This is a genomic window from Streptomyces sp. ATCC 21386 (assembly GCF_018728545.1).
Classification (GTDB): Bacteria; Actinomycetota; Actinomycetes; order Streptomycetales; family Streptomycetaceae; genus Streptomyces.
Window position 1 is genome coordinate 2,633,884 of sequence record NZ_JAAVVL010000001.1, and the last position, 18,788, is coordinate 2,652,671.

Below are 18,788 nucleotides of genomic sequence, written 5' to 3' on the forward strand. Positions count from 1 at the left end.
GTAAAGGTTCGGTGAGAGCGGGTTCTCGCCGGTCTGTGAGGCATTGGTCCCGTATCGGCCGAGGGGTACCGTCGGCACGATATCGACGACGGCACTACGGAAGCCGGTGGGAAACCGGCACGGTCGCGCCACTGTGTGCCACCGCCCCGCGAAAGGGCGGTGGCGAGTCAGACCCGTGGCCGTCGTCCAGTGCACCACCCAGATGGGACGCGAACTCCCGAGGAGGCCCCGCCATGGCGCAACACGCCGCACCGCCGACCGCCACCACTCCCGCACTCCCCGCCAAGCTGCCGATCGGCGCGATCGTCCCGTGGGCGGTCTTCTGCGGCATCCTGATGCTGGTCCTGTTGTACTTCGTCGGCGCCGAGCAGGGCGCCACGTCGGTCGTCTCCGGCGAGGACGTGCACGAATGGGTGCACGACGCCCGCCACCTGCTCGGCTTCCCCTGCCACTGACCCGAGGGGAAACCAGCACCCATGAACTCCGCAACCGTGAGAAACCTCCTCGTGCGGGGCATGCTCGCCGGCCTCGCCGCCAGTGTGCTCGCCCTGGTCGTCGACTACCTCCTCGGCGAACCCGACGTCGACAAGGCGATCGCCTTCGAGGGAGCCCACGCCCCCGCCCACGAGCACGAAGTCGAACTCGTTTCCCGCTCCTTGCAGTCCACCGCCGGCCTGGCCACCGGTGTCCTGGTCTACGGGGTTGCCTTCGGCGGCATCGCCGCCCTCGCCTACTGCTTCGCGCTCGGACGCGTCGGCCGCTTCAGCCCACGGGCCACCGCGCTGCTGCTGTCCGGCTGCGCGCTGCTCGCGGTCTACGTGGTCCCGTTCCTGAAGTACCCGGCCAACCCGCCCGCCGTCGGCGACCCCGACACCATCGGTAAGCGCACCACCCTGTACTTCCTGATGATGCTGCTCAGCGTGCTCCTCGCGATCGCCGCCACCATCCTGGGCAAGCGACTCGTACCCATCCTGGGCACCTGGTGGGCGACTGTCACCGCGGTGGCCGCCTTCGCCTTCGTGATCGGTCTGGCGTACGCGTTCCTGCCCGTCATCGACGAGGTACCGGGCGACTTCCCGGCCTCCGTGCTGTGGCGTTTCCGCCTCTCCGCACTGGCCATCCAGGTCACCCTGTGCACCGGATTCGGCCTTGTCTTCGGCGAGTTGGCCGAGCGGCTGCTGCATCCCAAGCCCGCGACAGCCGCCGCGGGCAGGCCGGTTGCCGCGCCCCATTGACATGACCCGCCAGCGTGAGAGGGCCCGCGGAACCAATCGGGGGCCCTCTCGCGTTTTCCCGGGTACCGACGCCAGCGGATCACTGACATGACCCACGCAACGGACCGGCGGGACGGGGACCACCCAGGTGAGGAGCGGAGGAACAGAGTGGCCAGACGACCCCAGCCGCGCCACATCACCCTCGGCGGACGTGAGGCGGTGGCCCTCACGGTGGAGGAGTACGAGCAACTGATCGCCAGCCGCCGGCAGATCGGCGGCCAGAGCGCCCGGGTACGTGTGCTCGCCCACCAGGCCAGGCGCACCGAACAGCTCCTCCATGAACTGGAGACCCTGATATCCCCCGTGGCCTGCACTGAACAGACCGGACAGGCACCGACGACAGACCCGCCCACGTGCCCCGCCGTCGGCACGGCACCCTCGGACATGACTGCCGACTGTCTGCGCTGCGCGATCGCGGACCTGCTGCACCGTCACCGGGACGCGGCCCCCTGAACCACCGCGGCGACAGGCCGCGGCAGCCCGTCGTGGCTCACCGGTCCGTGGGGGCGTCCGGTGTGTCCAGCGGGTGTCCCAGCCGCAGGTTCCAGCGCCCGGTCCGTCCGCTGAGTTCCGTCGCCGTCAGCGGTGGCACGTCCAGTCGCCAGAAGGCGCCGGTCGGCATGCCCAGCGCGTGGACGACAGCCGCTCGTACGACCTCAGGTTCGACCATGGCGAGGGTACGGCCGTCCGTCTCCGCCGCGGCGTCCAGCCAGTTCCCGACCCGGGTGCACACGTCCTTGACCGACTCCCCGCCGTGGGGCGCCGCGTCGGGGTCGGTGAGCCAGCGGGCCACCGCCTCCGGTTCGGCGGCGGCGACCTCGTCGAGTGTGAGTCCCCGCCAGCGGCCAACATCCAGGGCTGCGAGTCCCGGCGCGTCCTCGCCTCGCAGGCCGAGTGCCACAGCCGTCTCGCGGCACCGCACGCTGGGCGAGACGACGACATGGACGGCCCGCGGGAGCGAGCCGGCCGCCGCGCGGGCCCGGGCGGCCTGCTCGGCGTCGATCGAGCCGTCGTCGTCGAAGCGGGCCTGCCGCAGCGACGGACCGATGGTGGGCGAGACGAGGGTGACGCGGCTGGTCACGTGGTGGCCCCTCCTGGTGTGGTCATGGGTGTGCGGGTCTCCACCGGGTAGGGCACGTACGTACGCCGGTCGGGGTCGATGGCCAGCCGTCCGCCGGCCGGTGGACGGGCCCGCTGCGCGCAGTCGCGGCGTTCGCAGATGCGGCAGCCGAGCCCGATCGGCGTGGCGGCGCGGGGGTCGTCCAGGGCAATTCCCTCGGCGTAGACGAGGCGGTGGGCGTGGCGCAGTTCGCAGCCGAGGGCGATGGCGAACTCGGCGCGGGGGGCGTGATGCCCGAAGCCGCCTCGGGTGATCGTTCGCGCGACCCAGAAGTACTGCTTGCCGTCCGGCATTTCGGCGACCTGGGTGAGAATCCGACCGGGTGCGGAGAACGCGTCGTAGACCGTCCACAGCGGGCAGGTGCCGCCGAGCCGGGAGAAGTGGAAGTCGGTGGCGGACTGCCGTTTGGAGATGTTCCCCGCCCGGTCGACCCGCAGGAAGGAGAACGGCACGCCCCGGTGCCCGGTGCGCTGGAGCGTGCTCAGACGGTGGCAGACCGTCTCGAAGCCGACACCGAAGCGGGCGGACAGCAGCTCGACGTCGTACCTCATGTCCTCGGCAGCGGCGTGGAAGGCCGTGTACGGCATGAGCAGGGCGCCGGCGAAGTAGTTCGCCAGGCCGATGCGGGCCAGCATCGACGACTCCGGAGAGGTCAGTCCCTGGCCGCTGTCGGCGAGCTGGACGAGCAGCGGACCTTGCTCCAGCAAGGCAAGCTGGGTGGCGAGCTGGAAGGCGCGCTGCCCGTCGCTGAGCCACGGGGACAGGAACAGCAGCCCGGCGGCCGCATCGAAGCGCCGGGCGTCCCCGGAGCGGCCTGGGGCCGCCTGTACCACTCTGACGCCGTGCCGGCCGGCGAGCCGCGCGGTGAGCGCGTCGGCGGCGCGGCCCGGCCGCAGCTCCAGCGCCTGCGCCGTTCGCTCGGCCGCGGTGTCCAGCTGTTCGAAGTGGTTGTGGTGGGTGTAGAAGAAGTCCCGGACCTCGTCATGCGGCTCACCTGGGGACAGCAGAGTACTGCTGCCCGATCCCGGTGAGGCGAGGGCCGCGGCCTGTTCGGCGGTGTCCCGGTAGCGCCGGTGCAGGGCGACCAGGGCGCGGGCCACTTCCGGATGGTCGCGGACGGCCTCGGCGATCTCCTCGGCGCCGGGCAACTCCACCCCGCACGCCTCGTCGGCGAGCGCGGCCCGCAGGTCGGCGGCGAGCCGGTCCTCGTCCGCCTCGGAGAAGAACTCCGCGTCGACGCCGAAAACCTCCGCGATCCGCAGCAGCACCGGGGCGGTCAGCGGACGCTGACTCTGTTCGATCTGGTTGGCGTAACTGGTGGAGATGCCGAGTGCGCGGGCCATGTCGACCTGGTTCATGCCCCGCTCGCGGCGCAGGCGCCGCAGCTTGGCGTGGGCGAAGACCTTGCGGTGCGCCGGCTGCCGGGACACGGCCCCACCTCCTCGTCGGATCCCGCCGCAGCCCGCTCGGCGACTGCGTCGTACTTGCGAAACTAGCATCCGCAGAATCCGCAACCTTCGCAGGTTCGCAGCTCCACGCTGTACGGATTCCGCACCGTGGCGTGGTGGTCCCGCGACCTTTCGCCGGGAAAGCTCGATCACATCAGCCTGACCGCCCGGCATCCTCGAGGAGTCCCGTGATCGAGCACCACGTCCGTGTCCACCCCAGCGCCGACCGGCTCCCGCGCGAGGACCAGCTCGCCTGGAAACTCGCGGCTGTCGCCACCGCCACCGACAGGCTGGACCCCGGCAGTGCCGCCATGGCCGTCAACCGAGTGATCGACAACGCCTCGGTCGCCGTCGCCTCCCTGCTGCGCCGTCCGGTGGCCGTCGCCCGCGCCCAGGCCACCGCCCACCGGGCCGCCGCACCTGGAGCCGCGGTCTTCGGCACCCGCGCCCGGGTCTCCCCGGAGTGGGCGGCCTGGGCCAACGGCACCGCCGTACGCGAGCTGGACTTCCACGACACCTACCTCGCCGCCGACTACTCCCACCCCGGCGACAACATCCCGCCCCTGCTCGCCGTGGCCCAGCAAACCGGCCGCAGCGGCGCCGACCTGCTGCGCGGCATCGTCGCCGCCTACGAGATCCATGTCGCTCTGGTCAAGGGCATCTGTCTGCACGCGCACCGCATCGACCACGTCGCCCACCTGAGCGCCGCCACCGCCTGCGGACTGGGCGCGCTGCTGCGGCTACCGACGGAGACGGTGTACCAGGCGGTGCAGCAGGCGGTGCACACCACCACCGCGACCCGGCAGTCCCGCAAGGGCGAGATCTCCAGCTGGAAGGCGTACGCCCCTGCCTTCGCCGGCAAGACGGCGATCGAGGCCGTCGACCGGGCGATGCGCGGCGAGACTTCCCCGTCCCCGGTCTACGAGGGCGAGGACGGCTTCCTCGCCTGGATGCTCGACGGCCCGGACGCCGTCTACACCGTCCCGCTGCCCGAGCCCGGCGAGGCGCGCCGCGCGATCCTCGACACCTACACCAAGGAGCACTCGGCCGAGTACCAGGCCCAGGCGATCATCGACCTGGCGCGGCGGCTGCGCGAGAAGACGGGACCGTTGGAGAAGGTGCGCTCGGTGGTGCTGCACACCAGCCACCACACCCACCACGTCATCGGCTCCGGTGCGAACGACCCGCAGAAGTACGACCCCACGGCCAGCCGGGAGACCCTCGACCACTCGGTGCCGTACATCTTCGCCGTCGCCCTGGAGGACGGCGCCTGGCACCACGAGCGCTCCTACGCCCCCGAGCGGGCCCGCCGCCCCGGGACCGTCGAGCTGTGGCGGAAGATCACCACGGTCGAGGACCCGGCCTGGACCCGCCGCTACCACGACCCCGACCCGGATCGCCGTGCCTTCGGCGGACGGGCGGTCATCACCCTGGAGGACGGCTCGGTGATCGAGGACGAGCTGGGAGTGGCCGACGCCCACCCGGCCGGTGCCCGCCCCTTCGACCGCGCCGCATACATCGGCAAGTTCCGCACGCTCGCCGAGGGGATCATCGCTCCGGCCGCCCAGGACCGCTTCCTCACCTCGGCCGAACACCTCGCCGAACTGACCGCGGCCGACCTGGACGGGCTGTTCCCGGCCGTCGACACGGAGGCGGTCGCCGCGTACGACGCGCACCTGCCGAAGGGCCTCTTCTGATGCTGCACACCCGCACCACGCCTGCCCAGCGCCGCCGCGCCCTGCGTGAACGGCTGGCCGCCGGACGCCTGCTGACCATGCCCGGCGCCCTCAACCCGCTGTCCGCCCGCCTCATCCAGGACACCGGCTTCGAGGCCGCCTACCTCTCCGGCGCCGTCCTCGCCGCCGACCTCGGCCTGCCAGACATCGGCCTCACCACCTCCACCGAGATCGCGGCCCGTGCCCAGCAGACGACGAGGGCCACCGACCTGCCCGTCCTCGTCGACGCCGACACCGGCTTCGGCGAGCCGATGAACACCGCCCGCACCGTCCAGCTGATGGAGGACGCGGGCCTGGCCGGCCTGCACCTGGAGGACCAGGTCAACCCCAAGCGCTGCGGCCACCTCGACGGCAAGGCGGTCGTCCCCCGCGAGGACATGACCCGCCGTGTCCGGGCGGCCGTGGACGCCCGCCGCGACCCGGACTTCCTGCTCATGGCCCGCACCGACGCCCGCGCGGTCGAGGGTCTGGACGCGGCCGTCGACCGGGCGAAGGCGTACGTCGACGCCGGCGCCGACGCGATCTTCCCCGAAGCCCTCACCGACGAACGGGAGTTCGAGGCGTTCCGTAAGGCGGTCGACGTCCCCCTGCTCGCCAACATGACCGAGTTCGGCAAGAGCCGCCTGCTGAACGCCCGCACCCTGGACAACCTCGGCTACGACATCGCCCTCTACCCTGTCACCCTGCTCCGCCTGGCCATGGGCGCGATGGAGAACGGCCTGCGCACGCTCGCCGCCGAGGGCACCCAGGAAGCCCTGCTGTCACGTATGCAGACCCGCTCCCGCCTCTACGAACTCCTCGGCTACGCCGACTACACGGCCTTCGACTCGGCCGTTCACGACTTCACCCTCCCGCCCGGCACCTGACCGGGCACCTGACCCACGAAGGCAGGCACCCATGACCACCACCACACCCGGGATCCACCGCGGCCTCGCCGGTGTTGTCGTCGACACCACCGAGATCTCCGCCGTCATCCAGGAGACCAACTCCCTCACCTACCGCGGCTACCCCGTCCAGGACCTCGCCGCACACCGCTCCTTCGAGGAGGTCGCCTACCTGCTGTGGCACGGCGAACTCCCCGACCCGCGCCAACTGGCGGAGTTCCAGGCACGGGAACGCGCCCTGCGCCCCCTGGACCGCACCACCGGCGAGCTGCTGCCCCGGCTGCCCGAGACCTGCCACCCGATGGATGTGCTGCGCACCGCCGTCAGTTTCTTCGGCGCCGAGGACCCGACCGAGGAAGACGGCAGCCCCGCCGCCAACCGCGCCAAGTCCCTGACCCTGCTGGCGAAACTGCCCACAGTGGTCGCAGCCGACCAGCGCCGCCGCCGGGGACTCGCCCCGATCCCGCCGGACCCCGCACTCGGCTACGCCGAGAACTTCTTCCACATGTGCTTCGGCAGCGTGCCCGACCCGGACGTGGTCCGCTGCTTCGAGATCTCCCTCGTCTTGTACGCCGAACACAGCTTCAACGCCTCGACGTTCACCGCCCGCGTGGTCACCTCCACCCTCTCCGACCTCTACAGCGCGGTCACCGCCGCCATCGGCGCGCTCAAGGGCCCCCTGCACGGCGGCGCCAACGAGGCCGTGATGCACATGCTGAACGAGATCGGCGACCCGCAGCACGCCGAGCAGTGGCTGGACGAGGCGTTGACGTCCAAGCGGAAGATCATGGGCTTCGGCCACCGCGTCTACAAGCACGGCGACTCGCGCGTCCCGATCATGCAGGACGCCCTCGACCGCCTGGTCGCCCGCGCCGCCGACCCCGAGGCCACCCGCAGGGCCACCCTGCACGCGGCCCTGCGGCACGCCATGCTCACCCGCAAGGGCATCCACCCCAACCTGGACTACCCGGCCGGACTCGCCTACCACCTGATGGGCTTCGACATCCCCGCCTTCACCCCGATCTTCGTGATGAGCCGCATCACCGGCTGGACCGCCCACATCACCGAACAGCTCGCCCACAACGCGCTGATCCGGCCTCTCGCCGCGTACGACGGACCGGATCAGCGGGCGGTACCGGCGGCCGGGTAACGCTAGGCACGCGTCGGCACGTTCGTCTCCGCGTCACCAGCCGTTCTCCTTGGCGGATTCCAGGGCTTCGAAAACGGTGAGCGCGTCGCGGAGGGCGGCGACATCGTGGGTGCGGATGAAGTCCGCCCCACTGCGCGCGGCGTACAGTTCCGCCGCGAGTGTGGCCGGACCGATGTCGGAGAGGGCGCTCCCGGTGAGCGTTCGCAGGAATGATTTCCGGGAGGGGGAGACGAGCACCGGTACGTCGAAGCGGGATTTCAACCGTTCGAGACCGGCCAGGGTTTTCAGTGATGGTTCGGGATCGCTGCCCAGGAAGTAGCCGAGTCCCGGGTCGATGACCAGTCTGTCGTGAGGGATGCTGGCTGCTTCCAGCGCGGCCAGGCGGTCGGCGAAGAACTCGTCGATTCCTCGGCACACCTGCGTGGGGTCGGTTCGCACCTTGGTGGCGGGGCCGTGGCGCTGTATGGAGTGCATGACGATGAGCCGGCAGCCGGTGCTCGCGATTTCCTCGTACCGGGCGGGATCGCCGAAGCCCTGGATGTCGTTGAGATAGGTGGCGCCCCGCGCGGCGGCGAATCGCTGGGTGGCGGGCTGGTAGGAGTCGACCGACACCGGGATGCCCTCGGCGACCAGCTGGTCGAGCACGTCCGCCAGCCTCCTCATCTCCTCGGCCGCGGTCACCTGCCGGGAGCCCGGATGACTCGCGGCGGGCCCGAGCTCGATGACGTCGGCCCCCTGCGAACACAGCCGGCGGGCGTGAGCCACCGCCGCGTTCGCGGTCAGGAATCTGTCCCCGTCCGAGAACGAGTCCTCGGTGATGTTGACGATCCCGACCAGCGAAGGGCGGCGGATTCCCACGGGGGAGTGAGCTGGGCGCTTATCCATGGAGTCCAAGATTCTGATAGATCTCTGTCGTCACCGTCGAGAAATTCATGGTCATGAAATGCAGCCCGGGAGCCTCTTCCGCCAGCAGCTGGCGGCACATCGCGGTGGCATGGTCGATTCCGAGTGCCCTGACCGTTTTCGGGTCGTCCTGCGCGGCGAGCATGCTCTCGGCCAGCCGGGCGGGAACGACGGCGGTGGAGAGCGTGGGAATGCGTCGCAGCGAGCGGATGGTGGTGACCGGCATGATCTCCGGGATGATCGGTGTCTCGCATCCGGCCGCTGCCACCCGGTCGCGGAAGCGCAGATAGTCCTCTACGTCGAAGAACATCTGGGTGATGGCGTAGTCGGCTCCGGCCCGGCACTTGTCGACGAAGTGGTGGATGTCGCTGTCGGGGTCGGGGGAGCGGGGGTGCGTCTCGGGGAAGGCCGCGACGCCGACACAGAAGTTTCCGGACTCCTTGATCAGGCGGACCAGTTCGGCGGCGTACCGGACTCCCTTGGGATGCATTCTCCAGGGACCGAGCGGGTCACCGGGCGGGTCACCGCGCAGAGCGAGAATATTGCGTACGCCCTGGTCGGCGTAGTGGCCGAGAATGTTGCGGAGTTCGGCGACGCTGTGGTCCACCGCGGTGAGGTGGGCGACTGGGGTGAGGGTGGTCTCCTGGGCGATCCGCCCGGTGACGCTGACCGTTCGGCCTCGCGTCGAGCCGCCGGCGCCGTAGGTCACCGAGACGAACGTGGGCGACAGCGCCTCCAGACGGCGGATCGCGGCCCAGAGGCCGGCTTCGGCCGCGGTGCTGCGCGGCGGCATGAATTCGAATGAGTAGGAGCGGCCTCCGCGTGCGAGGAGGTCGCGGATGGATACCGCGCTGTCCGCTCTTGTGCTGGGGATACCGAGGGCCATGTCTGATGCGTTCTCCGGTGCCGGGGGCCGGGGAAGGACGGCAGATGCGTCCTTCCCCGGCCGGCTGGGTCTTCCGTCAGGACGAGGAGAGTTCCTCGCGGACCGTGCGGGCGGCGGCGACCAGACTTTCCAGAGAGGCGCGGGTCTCGGGCCAGCCGCGGGTCTTCAGCCCGCAGTCGGGGTTGACCCACAGCCGTTCGGCAGGGATGGCCTTCAGGCCCGTGCGGAGCAGCTCGGCTGCCTCCTCACTGCTCGGCACGCGCGGGGAGTGGATGTCGTAGACACCGGGTCCGGCCTCTCGGGGGTAGCCGTGGGCGGCGAGTTCGCGGGCGACCTGCATGTGCGAGCGGGCGGCCTCCAGACTGATGACGTCCGCGTCGAGGTCGTCGATGGCGTGGACGATGTCGCCGAACTCGGCGTAGCACATGTGCGTGTGGATCTGGGTGTCGGGCCGCACCCCGCTCGTGGTGAGCCGGAACGCCTCGGTCGCCCACGCCAGATAGGCCGGGCGGTCGGCGGCGCGCAACGGGAGCGTCTCGCGCAGCGCGGGCTCGTCCACCTGGATCACCGAAGTCCCCGTCGCCTCAAGGTCGTTCACCTCGTCGCGCAGGGCGAAGGCGACCTGGCGGGCGGTGTCGCCCAGGGGCTGGTCGTCGCGGACGAAGGACCAGGCGAGCATGGTGACCGGGCCGGTGAGCATGCCCTTGACCGGCTTGTCGGTGAGTGACTGGGCGTACGACGTCCAGCGCACTGTCATCGGTTCGGGGCGGGAGATGTCGCCGGCCAGGATCGGTGGGCGGACGTAGCGGGTGCCGTAGGACTGGACCCAGCCGTGCTGGGTGGCGAGGTAGCCGGTGAGCTGTTCGGCGAAGTACTGGACCATGTCGTTGCGTTCGGGCTCGCCGTGGACCAGGACGTCGATGCCGGTCTTCTCCTGGAAGGAGATGACCTCCTGGATCTCGGCCTTGATGCGCTCCTCGTAGCCGTCGGTGTCGATGCGGCCAGCGCGTAGGTCGGCGCGGGCGGTGCGCAGTTCGGTGGTCTGCGGGAACGATCCGATGGTCGTGGTCGGCAGCAGCGGCAGGCCGAGGTGGGCGCGCTGGGCGGCGGCGCGTTCGGTGTACGGCTGGGAGCGACGGGCGTCGGCGTCCGTCGCGGCCTCGGCACGGGACCGGACGGCCGGGTCGCGGGTGATGGGCGACGTGGCGCGGGAGGCGAGGTCGGCGCGGTTTGCGGCGAGTTCACCGGTGATGGTGTCGGTGCCCTGGGCCAGCCCCTTGGCGAGGGTGACGATCTCGGCGGTCTTCTGCTTCGCGAAGGCCAGCCAGCGCAGGATCTGCGGATCGATGTCCCGCTCGGCCGCCGTGTCCAGCGGCACGTGCAGGAGCGAGCAGGAGGCCGCGACGTCGACGTGGTCGGCGAGGCCGAGGAGGGTGCCGAGGGTGGTGAGGGACTTCGTCAGGTCGTTGATCCAGATGTTGCGGCCGTTGACGACACCGGCTACCAGGCGCTTGCCGGGCAGTCCGCCGACGGCGGCCAGGGCGTCCAGGTTGGCGCGGGCGGCCTCGGTGAAGTCCAGCGCGAGACCCTCGACCGGTGCCTTGGCCAGCACTGGCAGGGCGTCGCCGAGCCGGTCGAAGTACGAGGCGACGAGCAGCTTGGGGCGGTCGGTGAGGGCGCCGAGGTCGCGGTAGGCGCGCTCGGCGGCGTTCAGCTCGGCCGGCGTGCGGTCCTGCACGAGGGCGGGCTCGTCGAGCTGCACCCACTCGGCGCCGGCCGCCCGCAGGTCGGCGATCACCTCGGCGTACACCGGCAGCAGCCGGTCCAGCAGCGTGAGCGGCTCGAAGTCCGCCCGCACGCCGGGAGCGGGCTTGGCGAGCAGCAGGTAGGTGACGGGTCCGACCAGCACGGGCCGGGCGGTGAGGCCCTGGGCGAGGGCTTCCTTGAGCTCGGCGACCTGCTTGCCGGAGTCGGCCGTGAAGACGGTGTCGGGGCCCAGTTCGGGGACGAGGTAGTGGTAGTTGGTGTCGAACCACTTGGTCATCTCCAGCGGAGCGAGCTCCTGGGTGCCGCGGGCCATGGCGAAGTAACCGTCCGTCGCGTCGGCGTCGACGGCGGCGCGGTGGCGCTCGGGGATCGCGCCGACCATGACGGTGGTGTCGAGGACGTGGTCGTAGTACGAGAAGTCACCGGTGGGGACCTCATGGATGCCGGCGTCGGCGAGTCGGCGCCAGTTGCTCTGCCGGAGTTCTGCGGCGGTGGCGTGGAGGGCGTCGATGGTGACGCGGCCCTTCCAGTAGCCTTCGATCGCCTTCTTCAGTTCCCGGTTCTGGCCCTGACGGGGGGAGCCGTACACGGTGGCCCGTGCTGCCGCGGCTGCGGACTTCGCTGTCACGGAGATCTCCTTCGCGAGATGAATCCCTGAGATCCCGGGGATGGGACGAGAGCGCGAAGGGAACGACGGACCGGACGGCGACGACCCCGCGCGGCAAAGGCACGGTCGTTCCGTCTGGTGTGTACGCCGACCCGCCCACGAGGTCACCGGGATGTCCGCGCACGGAACGGTCCGCACGCGGGCAGTTGGCAGGTCTTCGGACTCACGGGCACGCCCTCCGTGACGGAGGACACCTACTGGCCGTCGCTTCCCAGGCCCGGTACCTCGGACCCAGTGCGTATGACGGCGGTCGTTCCCGCTCACCGCTGCGGGGCAGTCCCGGATTCCCACCGGGTTCCCTCTTACGACACCCCGCCTGGCGGACGGGGCGAACCAGCTGCTGCGGTCAGCCTACGGGGCGGCGCCGCGAAGGGAAGAGCGCCGTCCAGCATCCGGAAGGCGGGTCCGGGCATGCCTCGGCTGGCACGGCGAGGGGCGGGAAGCGCCGCACACGCGCTTCCCGCCCCTTTCCCGGTCGCGCCGCGCGGGACCCTCACCCCTCGCGGCGGTGCGGGCCCCTCAGCCCGCGTCGTACCAGGCACTCAGCCCTGGTCGTAGGTGTGGAAGCCCCGGCCGGTCTTCCGACCGAGCAGTCCCGCCTGCACCATCCGCATCAGCAGCGGCGGCGGCGCGTAGAGGGCTTCCCGGAACTCGTCGTAGAGGGACTCAGCGATGGAGGCCACGGTGTCCAGGCCGATCAGGTCGGCCAGCTTCAGTGGTCCCATCGGGTGGGCGCAGCCCAGTTCCATGCCCGCGTCGATGTCGGCGGCCGTGGCGAACCCGGACTCCGCCATCCGGACGGCGGAGAGCAGGTAGGGGATGAGCAGGGCGTTGACGACGAAGCCGGCCCGGTCCTGGGAACGGATGACCGTCTTGCCGAGCGCGCGGGTGGCGAAGTCCTCCACGAGAGCTGTCGTCTCGGCGGACGTGTGCAGCGAGGTGACCACCTCGACCAGCGGCAGGACGGGGACGGGGTTGAAGAAGTGCAGGCCCACGACCCGGTCCGCGCGGCTCGTGGCCATGCCCAGCCGCATGACCGGCAGGGAGGAGGTGTTGGTGGCCAGGACGGCGGCAGGACCTTCGACGATCTTGTCCAGGGCGGCGAAGATCTCGGTCTTGGCCTCCGGGTTCTCGACGACGGCCTCGATGACGAGCTGCCGGTCGGCCAGGTCGTCCAGGCCGCCGGTGAAGACGAGTCGGGCGTGAGCATCGTCGGCGGCCTCGCGGCTCAGCTTGCCGCGTCGTACGGCGCGGTCCAGGGAACCCGCGATCCGGTCGCGGGCGGCGCGGGCGGCGACCGCGTCCACCTCGCAGACCACGGTGTCGAGCCCCGCCCGTGCACACACCTCGGCGATCCCCGCCCCCATCTGCCCGCCGCCGACCACGCCGACGCGCGTGATGCCCGCGCTCACGCCCGCACATCCGATCGGCGCACGAGGTGGCGGGTGTAGGCGTCGGGGGTGAAGAACAGTGGCAACTCGCCCGTCAACGCGGTCCGTTCGAAGAGGGCGCGGATGTCGTCGACGCGCGCCCACGGGCACTCGGCGCCGAGCGCCATGATCTCGTCGGAGAGCAGCTCCATCACTGTCTCGCGGTCGATCACCCGATGCCGCAGCCACTGCCAGATCTGCACACGGGCGATCTCGGCGGTGGCCACGTCCTCCATCAGTCCGTCGATGGCGACCGCGCCCCGGCCGCGCAGCCAGGCGGCGTAGTACCGCAGCGCGACGGAGACGTTGGTGCGGACGCCCTCCGGGGTGGGCGGGCCGCTGATCCGGCGGACGGACAGCAGGTCGGCCGGGGTGACCTCGACATCGTCGCGGGTGCGGTCGAGCTGATGGGGACGCTCACCGAGGACACCGTCGAACACGTCCCGGCAGACGGGGACGAGCGCCGGATGGGCGACCCAGGAGCCGTCAAAGCCGTCCTCGGCCTCGCGCTCCTTGTCCAGCCGGACCTTGGCGAGCGCGGCCTCGTTCGCGGCCGGGTCCTTGCCCGGGACCTGGGCGGCCATGCCGCCGATCGCGTGCGCGCCGCGCCGGTGGCAGGTGCGGACGAGGAGTTCGGTGTACGCCCGCATGAAGGGGGCGGTCATCGTCACCTTCGCCCGGTCGGGGAGAAGGAAGTCGGTGCGGTGGCCGAAGGTCTTGATCAGGCTGAACAGGTAGTCCCAGCGGCCCGCGTTGAGACCGGAGCTGTGCTCGCGCAGCTCGTAGAGGATCTCCTCCATCTCGAACGCGGCGGTGATCGTCTCGATGAGGACGGTGGCCCGGATCGTGCCGCGCGGGATGCCGAGCAGTTCCTGGGCGAGGAGGAAGACGTCGTTCCACAGGCGGGCCTCGTAGCGGTTCTCCAGCTTGGGGAGGTAGAAGTACGGGCCGTACCCGCCGTCGATCTGACGCTGGGCGCAGTGGAAGAAGTACAGGCCGAAGTCGACGAGGGCGGCGGGCACGGGCCGGCCGTCGAACTCCAGATGCTCCTCATCGAGGTGCCAGCCACGCGGACGCACGACGATGGTCGCGAGTTGCTCACCCAGCCGGTACTCCTTGCCCTCCAGTGTGGTGAAGTCGATCCGGCGCTCGATGGCGTCGAGCAGGGTGAGCTGGCCGCCGATGACGTTGTCCCAGAGGGGAGCGGTGGCGTCCTCGAAGTCGGCCATCCACACCTTGGCGCCGGAGTTGAGGGCGTTGACGGCCATGCGCCGGTCGGGCGGGCCGGTGATCTCGACGCGCCGGTCGGTCAGACCGGGCGCGGGCGGCGCCACCCGCCAGGTCGGGTCGTCGCGCACAGCGGCCGTGACCATGGGGAAGTCGAGAGGCGAGCCCGATGCCAGCCGCAGTACCTGCCGGCGGCGTTCCTTCATCAGGTCCCGCCGACGTGGTTCGAACGCCTCGGCCAGCCGGCCGATGAAGTCCAGGGCGGCGGGGGTGAGGATCTCGTCGTGCCGGTGTCCCGGAGCGGCGAGGACGCGGACGTGGTGGGTCAGTGTGGTGGTGGACATCGGGCTCTCCTGAGGGATGGGAGCGGAGGGGGACGGAGACGGTTCGTCCCCCTCCGCTCGGCCGGGGGCCGGCCGGATGGCGGGTGTCCGGCCTGGTGGCCTAGTGGAACTGCTCTTCCTCCGTCGAACCGGCCAGCGCGGTGGTGGAGGAGGCGGGGTTGACGGCGGTGGAGACCAGGTCGAAGTAGCCGGTGCCGACCTCGCGCTGGTGCTTGATGGCGGTGAAGCCGTGGGCCTGCGCGGCGAACTCCCGCTCCTGGAGGTCGACGTAGGCGGTCATGCCGTGCTCGGCGTAGCCGCGGGCCAGGTCGAACATGCCGTGGTTCAGGGAGTGGAACCCGGCCAGCGTGATGAACTGGAACTTGTAGCCCATCGCCCCCAGCTCCCGCTGGAACTTGGCGATCTGGTCGTCGTCCAGCGCGGCCTTCCAGTTGAAGGAGGGCGAGCAGTTGTACGCCAGCATCTGGTCCGGGTACTGGGCGTGGATGGCCTCGGCGAACTCGCGGGCCTGGGCGAGGTCGGGGGTGCCGGTCTCCACCCAGATGAGGTCGGCGTACGGGGCGTAGGCCAGGCCGCGGGCGATGACCGGCGCCATGCCGTTGTGGACCCGGTAGAAGCCCTCCGCCGTCCGCTCACCGGTGACGAACTCGGCGTCGCGCTCGTCGACGTCGCTGGTCAGCAGGTTGGCGGCCAGCGCGTCCGTGCGGGCGATGATCACGGTCGGTGTGTCGGCGATGTCGGCGGCGAGCCGGGCCGCGTTGAGGGTGCGGATGTGCTGGGACGTCGGGACGAGGACCTTGCCGCCGAGGTGGCCGCACTTCTTCTCGGAGGCGAGCTGGTCCTCGTAGTGGATGCCGGCGGCGCCGGCCGCGATCATGCCCTTGGTCAGCTCGAAGGCGTTCAGCGGTCCGCCGAACCCGGCCTCGGCGTCGGCGACGATGGGTGCGAGCCAGTCGGTCGAGCTGTCGCCCTCGCTGGTGGCGATCTGGTCGGCGCGCAGGAGGGCGTTGTTGATGCGGCGGACCACCTGGGGGACGGAGTTGGCCGGGTACAGGCTCTGGTCGGGGTAGGTGTGCCCGGCCTGGTTGGCGTCGGCGGCGACCTGCCAGCCGGAGAGGTAGATGGCCTGGAGCCCGGCCTTGACCTGCTGCACCGCCTGGCCGCCGGTGAGCGCGCCCAGCGCGTGGATGTAGTCCAGCTCGTGCAGCTGGCGCCACAGCCGCTCGGCGCCGCGCCGGGCCAGGGTGTGTTCCTCACGGACGCTGCCGGAGAGCCGTACGACGTCCTCGGCGCTGTAGGTGCGCTCGATGCCCTGCCACCTCGCGTCGGTGGCCCAGCGCCTGGCCAGTTCCTCGGCCGCCTGCGTCGTCGCTTCTGCCATGACTGTCACCGTTTCCTCGGTCTGTACTGGCTGCCAATCCCGCCGTCCGGATGAACAGAGGTGGCACTGCGTGTCGTCTTGCTGGGATGCGGCCCGCCGTCACCCCGGAGGGCGAAGGTGAGCAACGCTGCCGGCGTGGTGCGCCGCGGATGCCGGGATCTCCGACGTCAGGGCAGTGAATCGTGCCCCGGGTTCCGGGCGGTATCGGCCGGGTCCGGCGGGCCGCACTGAAACTCTGGCATTGGCACTGAGTGCCATCAACCGTGGAACAATGCCAACTTCTGCGAATCTTCTCGCCGCGGATTGCCAACTTTGCGAAGGTCTGAGTGGCGGGTTCGTCCCGTACGCTGACCGGGTCGGGACGCCTGGTGGGAGGAACGCGGGTGAGCAAGACGTACGCGGGTGCGCGGCTGCGGCGGCTGCGTGAGGAGCGCCGTATGAGCCAGGCGGAGCTGGCCCGCGTCCTGGGTATCTCGCCGAGCTATCTGAACCAGATGGAGCACGACTCCCGCCCGCTCACCGTGCCCGTCCTGCTCCGGCTCACGGAGACCTTCGGCGTCGACGCCGCCTTCTTCTCCGAGCGCGACACCGCCCGCCTGGTGGCCGACCTGCGCGAGGCGCTGACCAGGGAGATCGCCGCTTCCCGGGTCTCCCCGTCCGACCTCGCCGAACTGGCCTCGCGGATGCCCGCGGTCGCCCAGCTCCTGCTCGACCTGGGCCGCCGCAACCAGCGGCTGGCCGAGCGACTGGCCGGGGCGGCGGACGGCCGAGGCGCAGAGCGGGAAGCCGCGCCCTCACCCCACGAGGAGATCCGCGACTTCTTCTACCGCCGCCAGAACTACCTCCACGACACCGACCTGGCCGCCGAGCACCTGGCCGAGGAGATCGGTGTCCGGCCCGGCGAGGTGATCGGGGCCCTCACCGCGAGACTTGCCGGGACACACGGGATCCGTCTCGCCGCGGAGTCCGGCGAACGGCTGCACCGCTACGACGACCGAACCCGCACCCTCCACCTGTCCTCGCGGCTGCGGCCCGGTCAGCGCGCCTTCCGCATGGCGACCCAGCTGGCCCTGCTGGAACACGGCGAGGAGCTGGGCCAGCTGGCCGCGGAGGACTTCGAACCCGGCTCGCAGGCTCACGCGCTGGCCCGGATCGGGATCGCCAACTACTTCGCCGCCGCGCTGATCCTGCCGTACACCGTCTTCCACACGGCCGCCGAGGAGGTGCGTTACGACATCGAGCGGCTCACCGACCGCTACGGACTCGGCTACGAGACCGTCTGCCACCGCCTCAGCACTCTCCAGCGGCCCCGACTGCGCGGTGTCCCCTTCTCCTTCGTCCGGGTCGACCGGGCCGGCAACATGTCCAAGCGGCAGTCCGCCACCGGCTTCCACTTCTCCCGCGCCGGCGGCACCTGCCCCCTGTGGAACGTCTACGAGGCGTTCACCTCACCAGGCCGCATCCACGTCCAGATCGCCGAAATGCCCGACGGACAGCGCTACCTGTGGACCGCCCGCGCGCTCACCCGCCATCGCGGCGGCTGGGGCGAACCCGGCAAGACCTTCGCCATCGGCCTCGGCTGCGAGATCCGCCACGCCCACCGCCTCGTCTACTCCGACGGCCTCGACCTCACCACCCCCTCCGCGGCCACCCCCATCGGCATGGGCTGTCGTGTCTGCGAACGCCTCGACTGCCCCCAGCGTGCCGCACCGCCCCTGGGCCGTGCGCTGCGGATCGACCAGAACGCGAGCACGTTCGTCCCGTACCCCGTGACCGATCGCACGACCTGACCAAGGGAATTACGGCGATCTTGATGGCCTCGTCAGGCCAGTCGAGCCACATCCGAGGCCAGGGAATCCGGTGCGAACCCGGAACTGACGCGCAGCGGTGAGGGGGACGGGCGGGGCGCACCAAACTGGGAGACCGGGCAGAGGCCCCGTCCGGACGAACCCGAGTCCCGAAGACCTGCTGGCACTTCCGCACCTGCGCGGAGGGATTTCCGTAGGCCGACTCCGCGAATGAGCCCCGACCACCGAGGCACACCTGGCTCCGCACCGTCTTCCTGCTCACCGCCTGCGGCAGCTCGAAGAGCAATACCGAGGACACCGATGCGTCCGTCGCCGCCACCGGCTACCTGCGCACCATGGTCACCGGCGGCCAGAACGTCATGCTGAAGTGCGTCCCGAAGCGGGCCGTCTCCCTCCACTGCGGCACCACCGAGATCCTGCTCCCCTTCACCCTCGCCGAGCGCCTGCCGCGTCGCCACCGTCGCACAAAACGCCCATGCTCAGACCGAACTGACCGTCCGCGACGTTCGCCCTCGGCCGCATCCCGCACCGCCGCGCCGGAACACTGCTCACGGCGGACGGCGCGGAGGCCGTCACCGAGGCCCTGGCACGCACCGGACTGACCGACCTGTCCGACCAGTCCTGACACACCCTGTCCGGCTCGGAGCGTCAACGCATCCAGATCGCCCGCGTCCCTCGCGCGGAGACCCAATGCCGAAGTGAAGCGAATTTCATCACGCGGGCCGCCCGTTGACTCAGTGGTCGTCGCCGATGCGAGGCGAGA

The 18,788-nt window shown here is 70.8% G+C and carries 15 protein-coding genes, 1 pseudogene and 3 riboswitches; of the genes and pseudogenes, 8 read left to right on the forward strand and 8 right to left on the reverse strand.

What is annotated here, in order from left to right; genetic code table 11:
• The first annotated feature begins 98 nt into the window (after positions 1–98).
• Positions 99–173, forward strand: a riboswitch (cobalamin riboswitch).
• A 60-nt stretch (positions 174–233) separates the two neighbouring features.
• From GWK25_RS11550 to GWK25_RS11560, 3 genes are all read left to right on the forward strand, one after another.
• On the forward strand, positions 234–455 hold the full coding sequence (locus GWK25_RS11550; RefSeq protein ID WP_215449718.1) for a CbtB-domain containing protein: 222 nt from the start codon (positions 234–236) through the stop codon (positions 453–455).
• 21 nt (positions 456–476) lie between these two features.
• Positions 477–1,235, forward strand: a complete 759-nt coding sequence (locus GWK25_RS11555; protein ID WP_215449719.1) for a CbtA family protein — start codon at positions 477–479, stop codon at positions 1,233–1,235.
• Between the two features lie 147 nt (positions 1,236–1,382).
• On the forward strand, positions 1,383–1,727 hold the full coding sequence (locus tag GWK25_RS11560) for a hypothetical protein (protein WP_215449720.1): 345 nt from the start codon (positions 1,383–1,385) through the stop codon (positions 1,725–1,727).
• Between the two features lie 37 nt (positions 1,728–1,764).
• On the opposite strand, the gene GWK25_RS11565 is transcribed toward GWK25_RS11560, so the two are convergent.
• Positions 1,765–2,355, reverse strand: a complete 591-nt coding sequence (locus GWK25_RS11565) for a histidine phosphatase family protein (RefSeq protein ID WP_215449721.1) — start codon at positions 2,353–2,355, stop codon at positions 1,765–1,767.
• The gene (locus GWK25_RS11570) at positions 2,352–3,824 is read right to left on the reverse strand and encodes a short-chain fatty acyl-CoA regulator family protein (protein WP_215449722.1); all 1,473 of its coding nucleotides are present in this window, start codon (positions 3,822–3,824) and stop codon (positions 2,352–2,354) included. The genes GWK25_RS11565 and GWK25_RS11570 overlap by 4 nt, the downstream gene beginning before the upstream one ends.
• A 206-nt stretch (positions 3,825–4,030) precedes the next feature.
• Between GWK25_RS11570 and GWK25_RS11575 the strand changes: the two genes are divergently transcribed.
• Genes GWK25_RS11575 through GWK25_RS11585 form a run of 3 tightly spaced genes read left to right on the forward strand, consistent with a single transcriptional unit; the run spans position 4,031 to position 7,612 of the window.
• Positions 4,031–5,539, forward strand: a complete 1,509-nt coding sequence (locus GWK25_RS11575; protein ID WP_215449723.1) for an MmgE/PrpD family protein — start codon at positions 4,031–4,033, stop codon at positions 5,537–5,539.
• Positions 5,539–6,444, forward strand: a complete 906-nt coding sequence (gene prpB / locus GWK25_RS11580; protein ID WP_215449724.1) for a methylisocitrate lyase — start codon at positions 5,539–5,541, stop codon at positions 6,442–6,444. Before GWK25_RS11575 ends, prpB begins: the two co-directional genes overlap by 1 nt.
• A gap of 31 nt (positions 6,445–6,475) precedes the next feature.
• The gene (locus GWK25_RS11585) at positions 6,476–7,612 is read left to right on the forward strand and encodes a bifunctional 2-methylcitrate synthase/citrate synthase (RefSeq protein ID WP_215449725.1); all 1,137 of its coding nucleotides are present in this window, start codon (positions 6,476–6,478) and stop codon (positions 7,610–7,612) included.
• 33 nt (positions 7,613–7,645) lie between these two features.
• Here GWK25_RS11585 and folP read toward each other — a convergent pair whose 3' ends face one another.
• The 6 genes from folP to aceA all read right to left on the reverse strand — a co-directional run bounded on the left by folP (position 7,646) and on the right by aceA (position 16,217).
• Entirely contained in the window at positions 7,646–8,497 is an 852-nt protein-coding gene (folP, locus tag GWK25_RS11590) for a dihydropteroate synthase (protein ID WP_215449726.1), read from the reverse strand.
• A complete protein-coding gene (gene metF, locus GWK25_RS11595) occupies positions 8,490–9,401 on the reverse strand; it encodes a methylenetetrahydrofolate reductase [NAD(P)H] (protein WP_215449727.1) in 912 nt (303 codons plus the stop codon). Before metF ends, folP begins: the two co-directional genes overlap by 8 nt.
• A 76-nt stretch (positions 9,402–9,477) precedes the next feature.
• Complete coding sequence (gene metE / locus GWK25_RS11600) at positions 9,478–11,796, reverse strand: 5-methyltetrahydropteroyltriglutamate--homocysteine S-methyltransferase (RefSeq protein WP_215449728.1); 2,319 nt, start codon at positions 11,794–11,796, stop codon at positions 9,478–9,480.
• A 169-nt stretch (positions 11,797–11,965) separates the two neighbouring features.
• Positions 11,966–12,188, reverse strand: a riboswitch (cobalamin riboswitch).
• Positions 12,189–12,377: 189 nt separating this feature from the next.
• Positions 12,378–13,247 (reverse strand): 3-hydroxybutyryl-CoA dehydrogenase, encoded by an 870-nt coding sequence (locus tag GWK25_RS11605; RefSeq protein ID WP_215449729.1) that lies wholly within the window; start codon positions 13,245–13,247, stop codon positions 12,378–12,380.
• Positions 13,244–14,836, reverse strand: a complete 1,593-nt coding sequence (aceB, locus tag GWK25_RS11610; protein WP_215449730.1) for a malate synthase A — start codon at positions 14,834–14,836, stop codon at positions 13,244–13,246. The genes GWK25_RS11605 and aceB overlap by 4 nt, the downstream gene beginning before the upstream one ends.
• Positions 14,837–14,936: 100 nt before the next feature.
• Positions 14,937–16,217, reverse strand: coding sequence for an isocitrate lyase (aceA, locus tag GWK25_RS11615; protein WP_215449731.1), 1,281 nt, complete (start codon positions 16,215–16,217; stop codon positions 14,937–14,939).
• A 383-nt stretch (positions 16,218–16,600) separates the two neighbouring features.
• On the opposite strand from aceA, the gene GWK25_RS11620 reads away from it, so the two are divergent.
• Both GWK25_RS11620 and GWK25_RS43375 read left to right on the forward strand, forming a co-directional pair.
• A complete protein-coding gene (locus GWK25_RS11620) occupies positions 16,601–18,007 on the forward strand; it encodes a short-chain fatty acyl-CoA regulator family protein (RefSeq protein ID WP_215449732.1) in 1,407 nt (468 codons plus the stop codon).
• A gap of 21 nt (positions 18,008–18,028) precedes the next feature.
• A riboswitch (cobalamin riboswitch) is annotated at positions 18,029–18,205 on the forward strand.
• 261 nt (positions 18,206–18,466) lie between these two features.
• Positions 18,467–18,647, forward strand: a pseudogene (locus tag GWK25_RS43375) (ABC transporter ATP-binding protein); the annotation flags it as partial.
• Positions 18,648–18,788 lie beyond the last annotated feature (141 nt).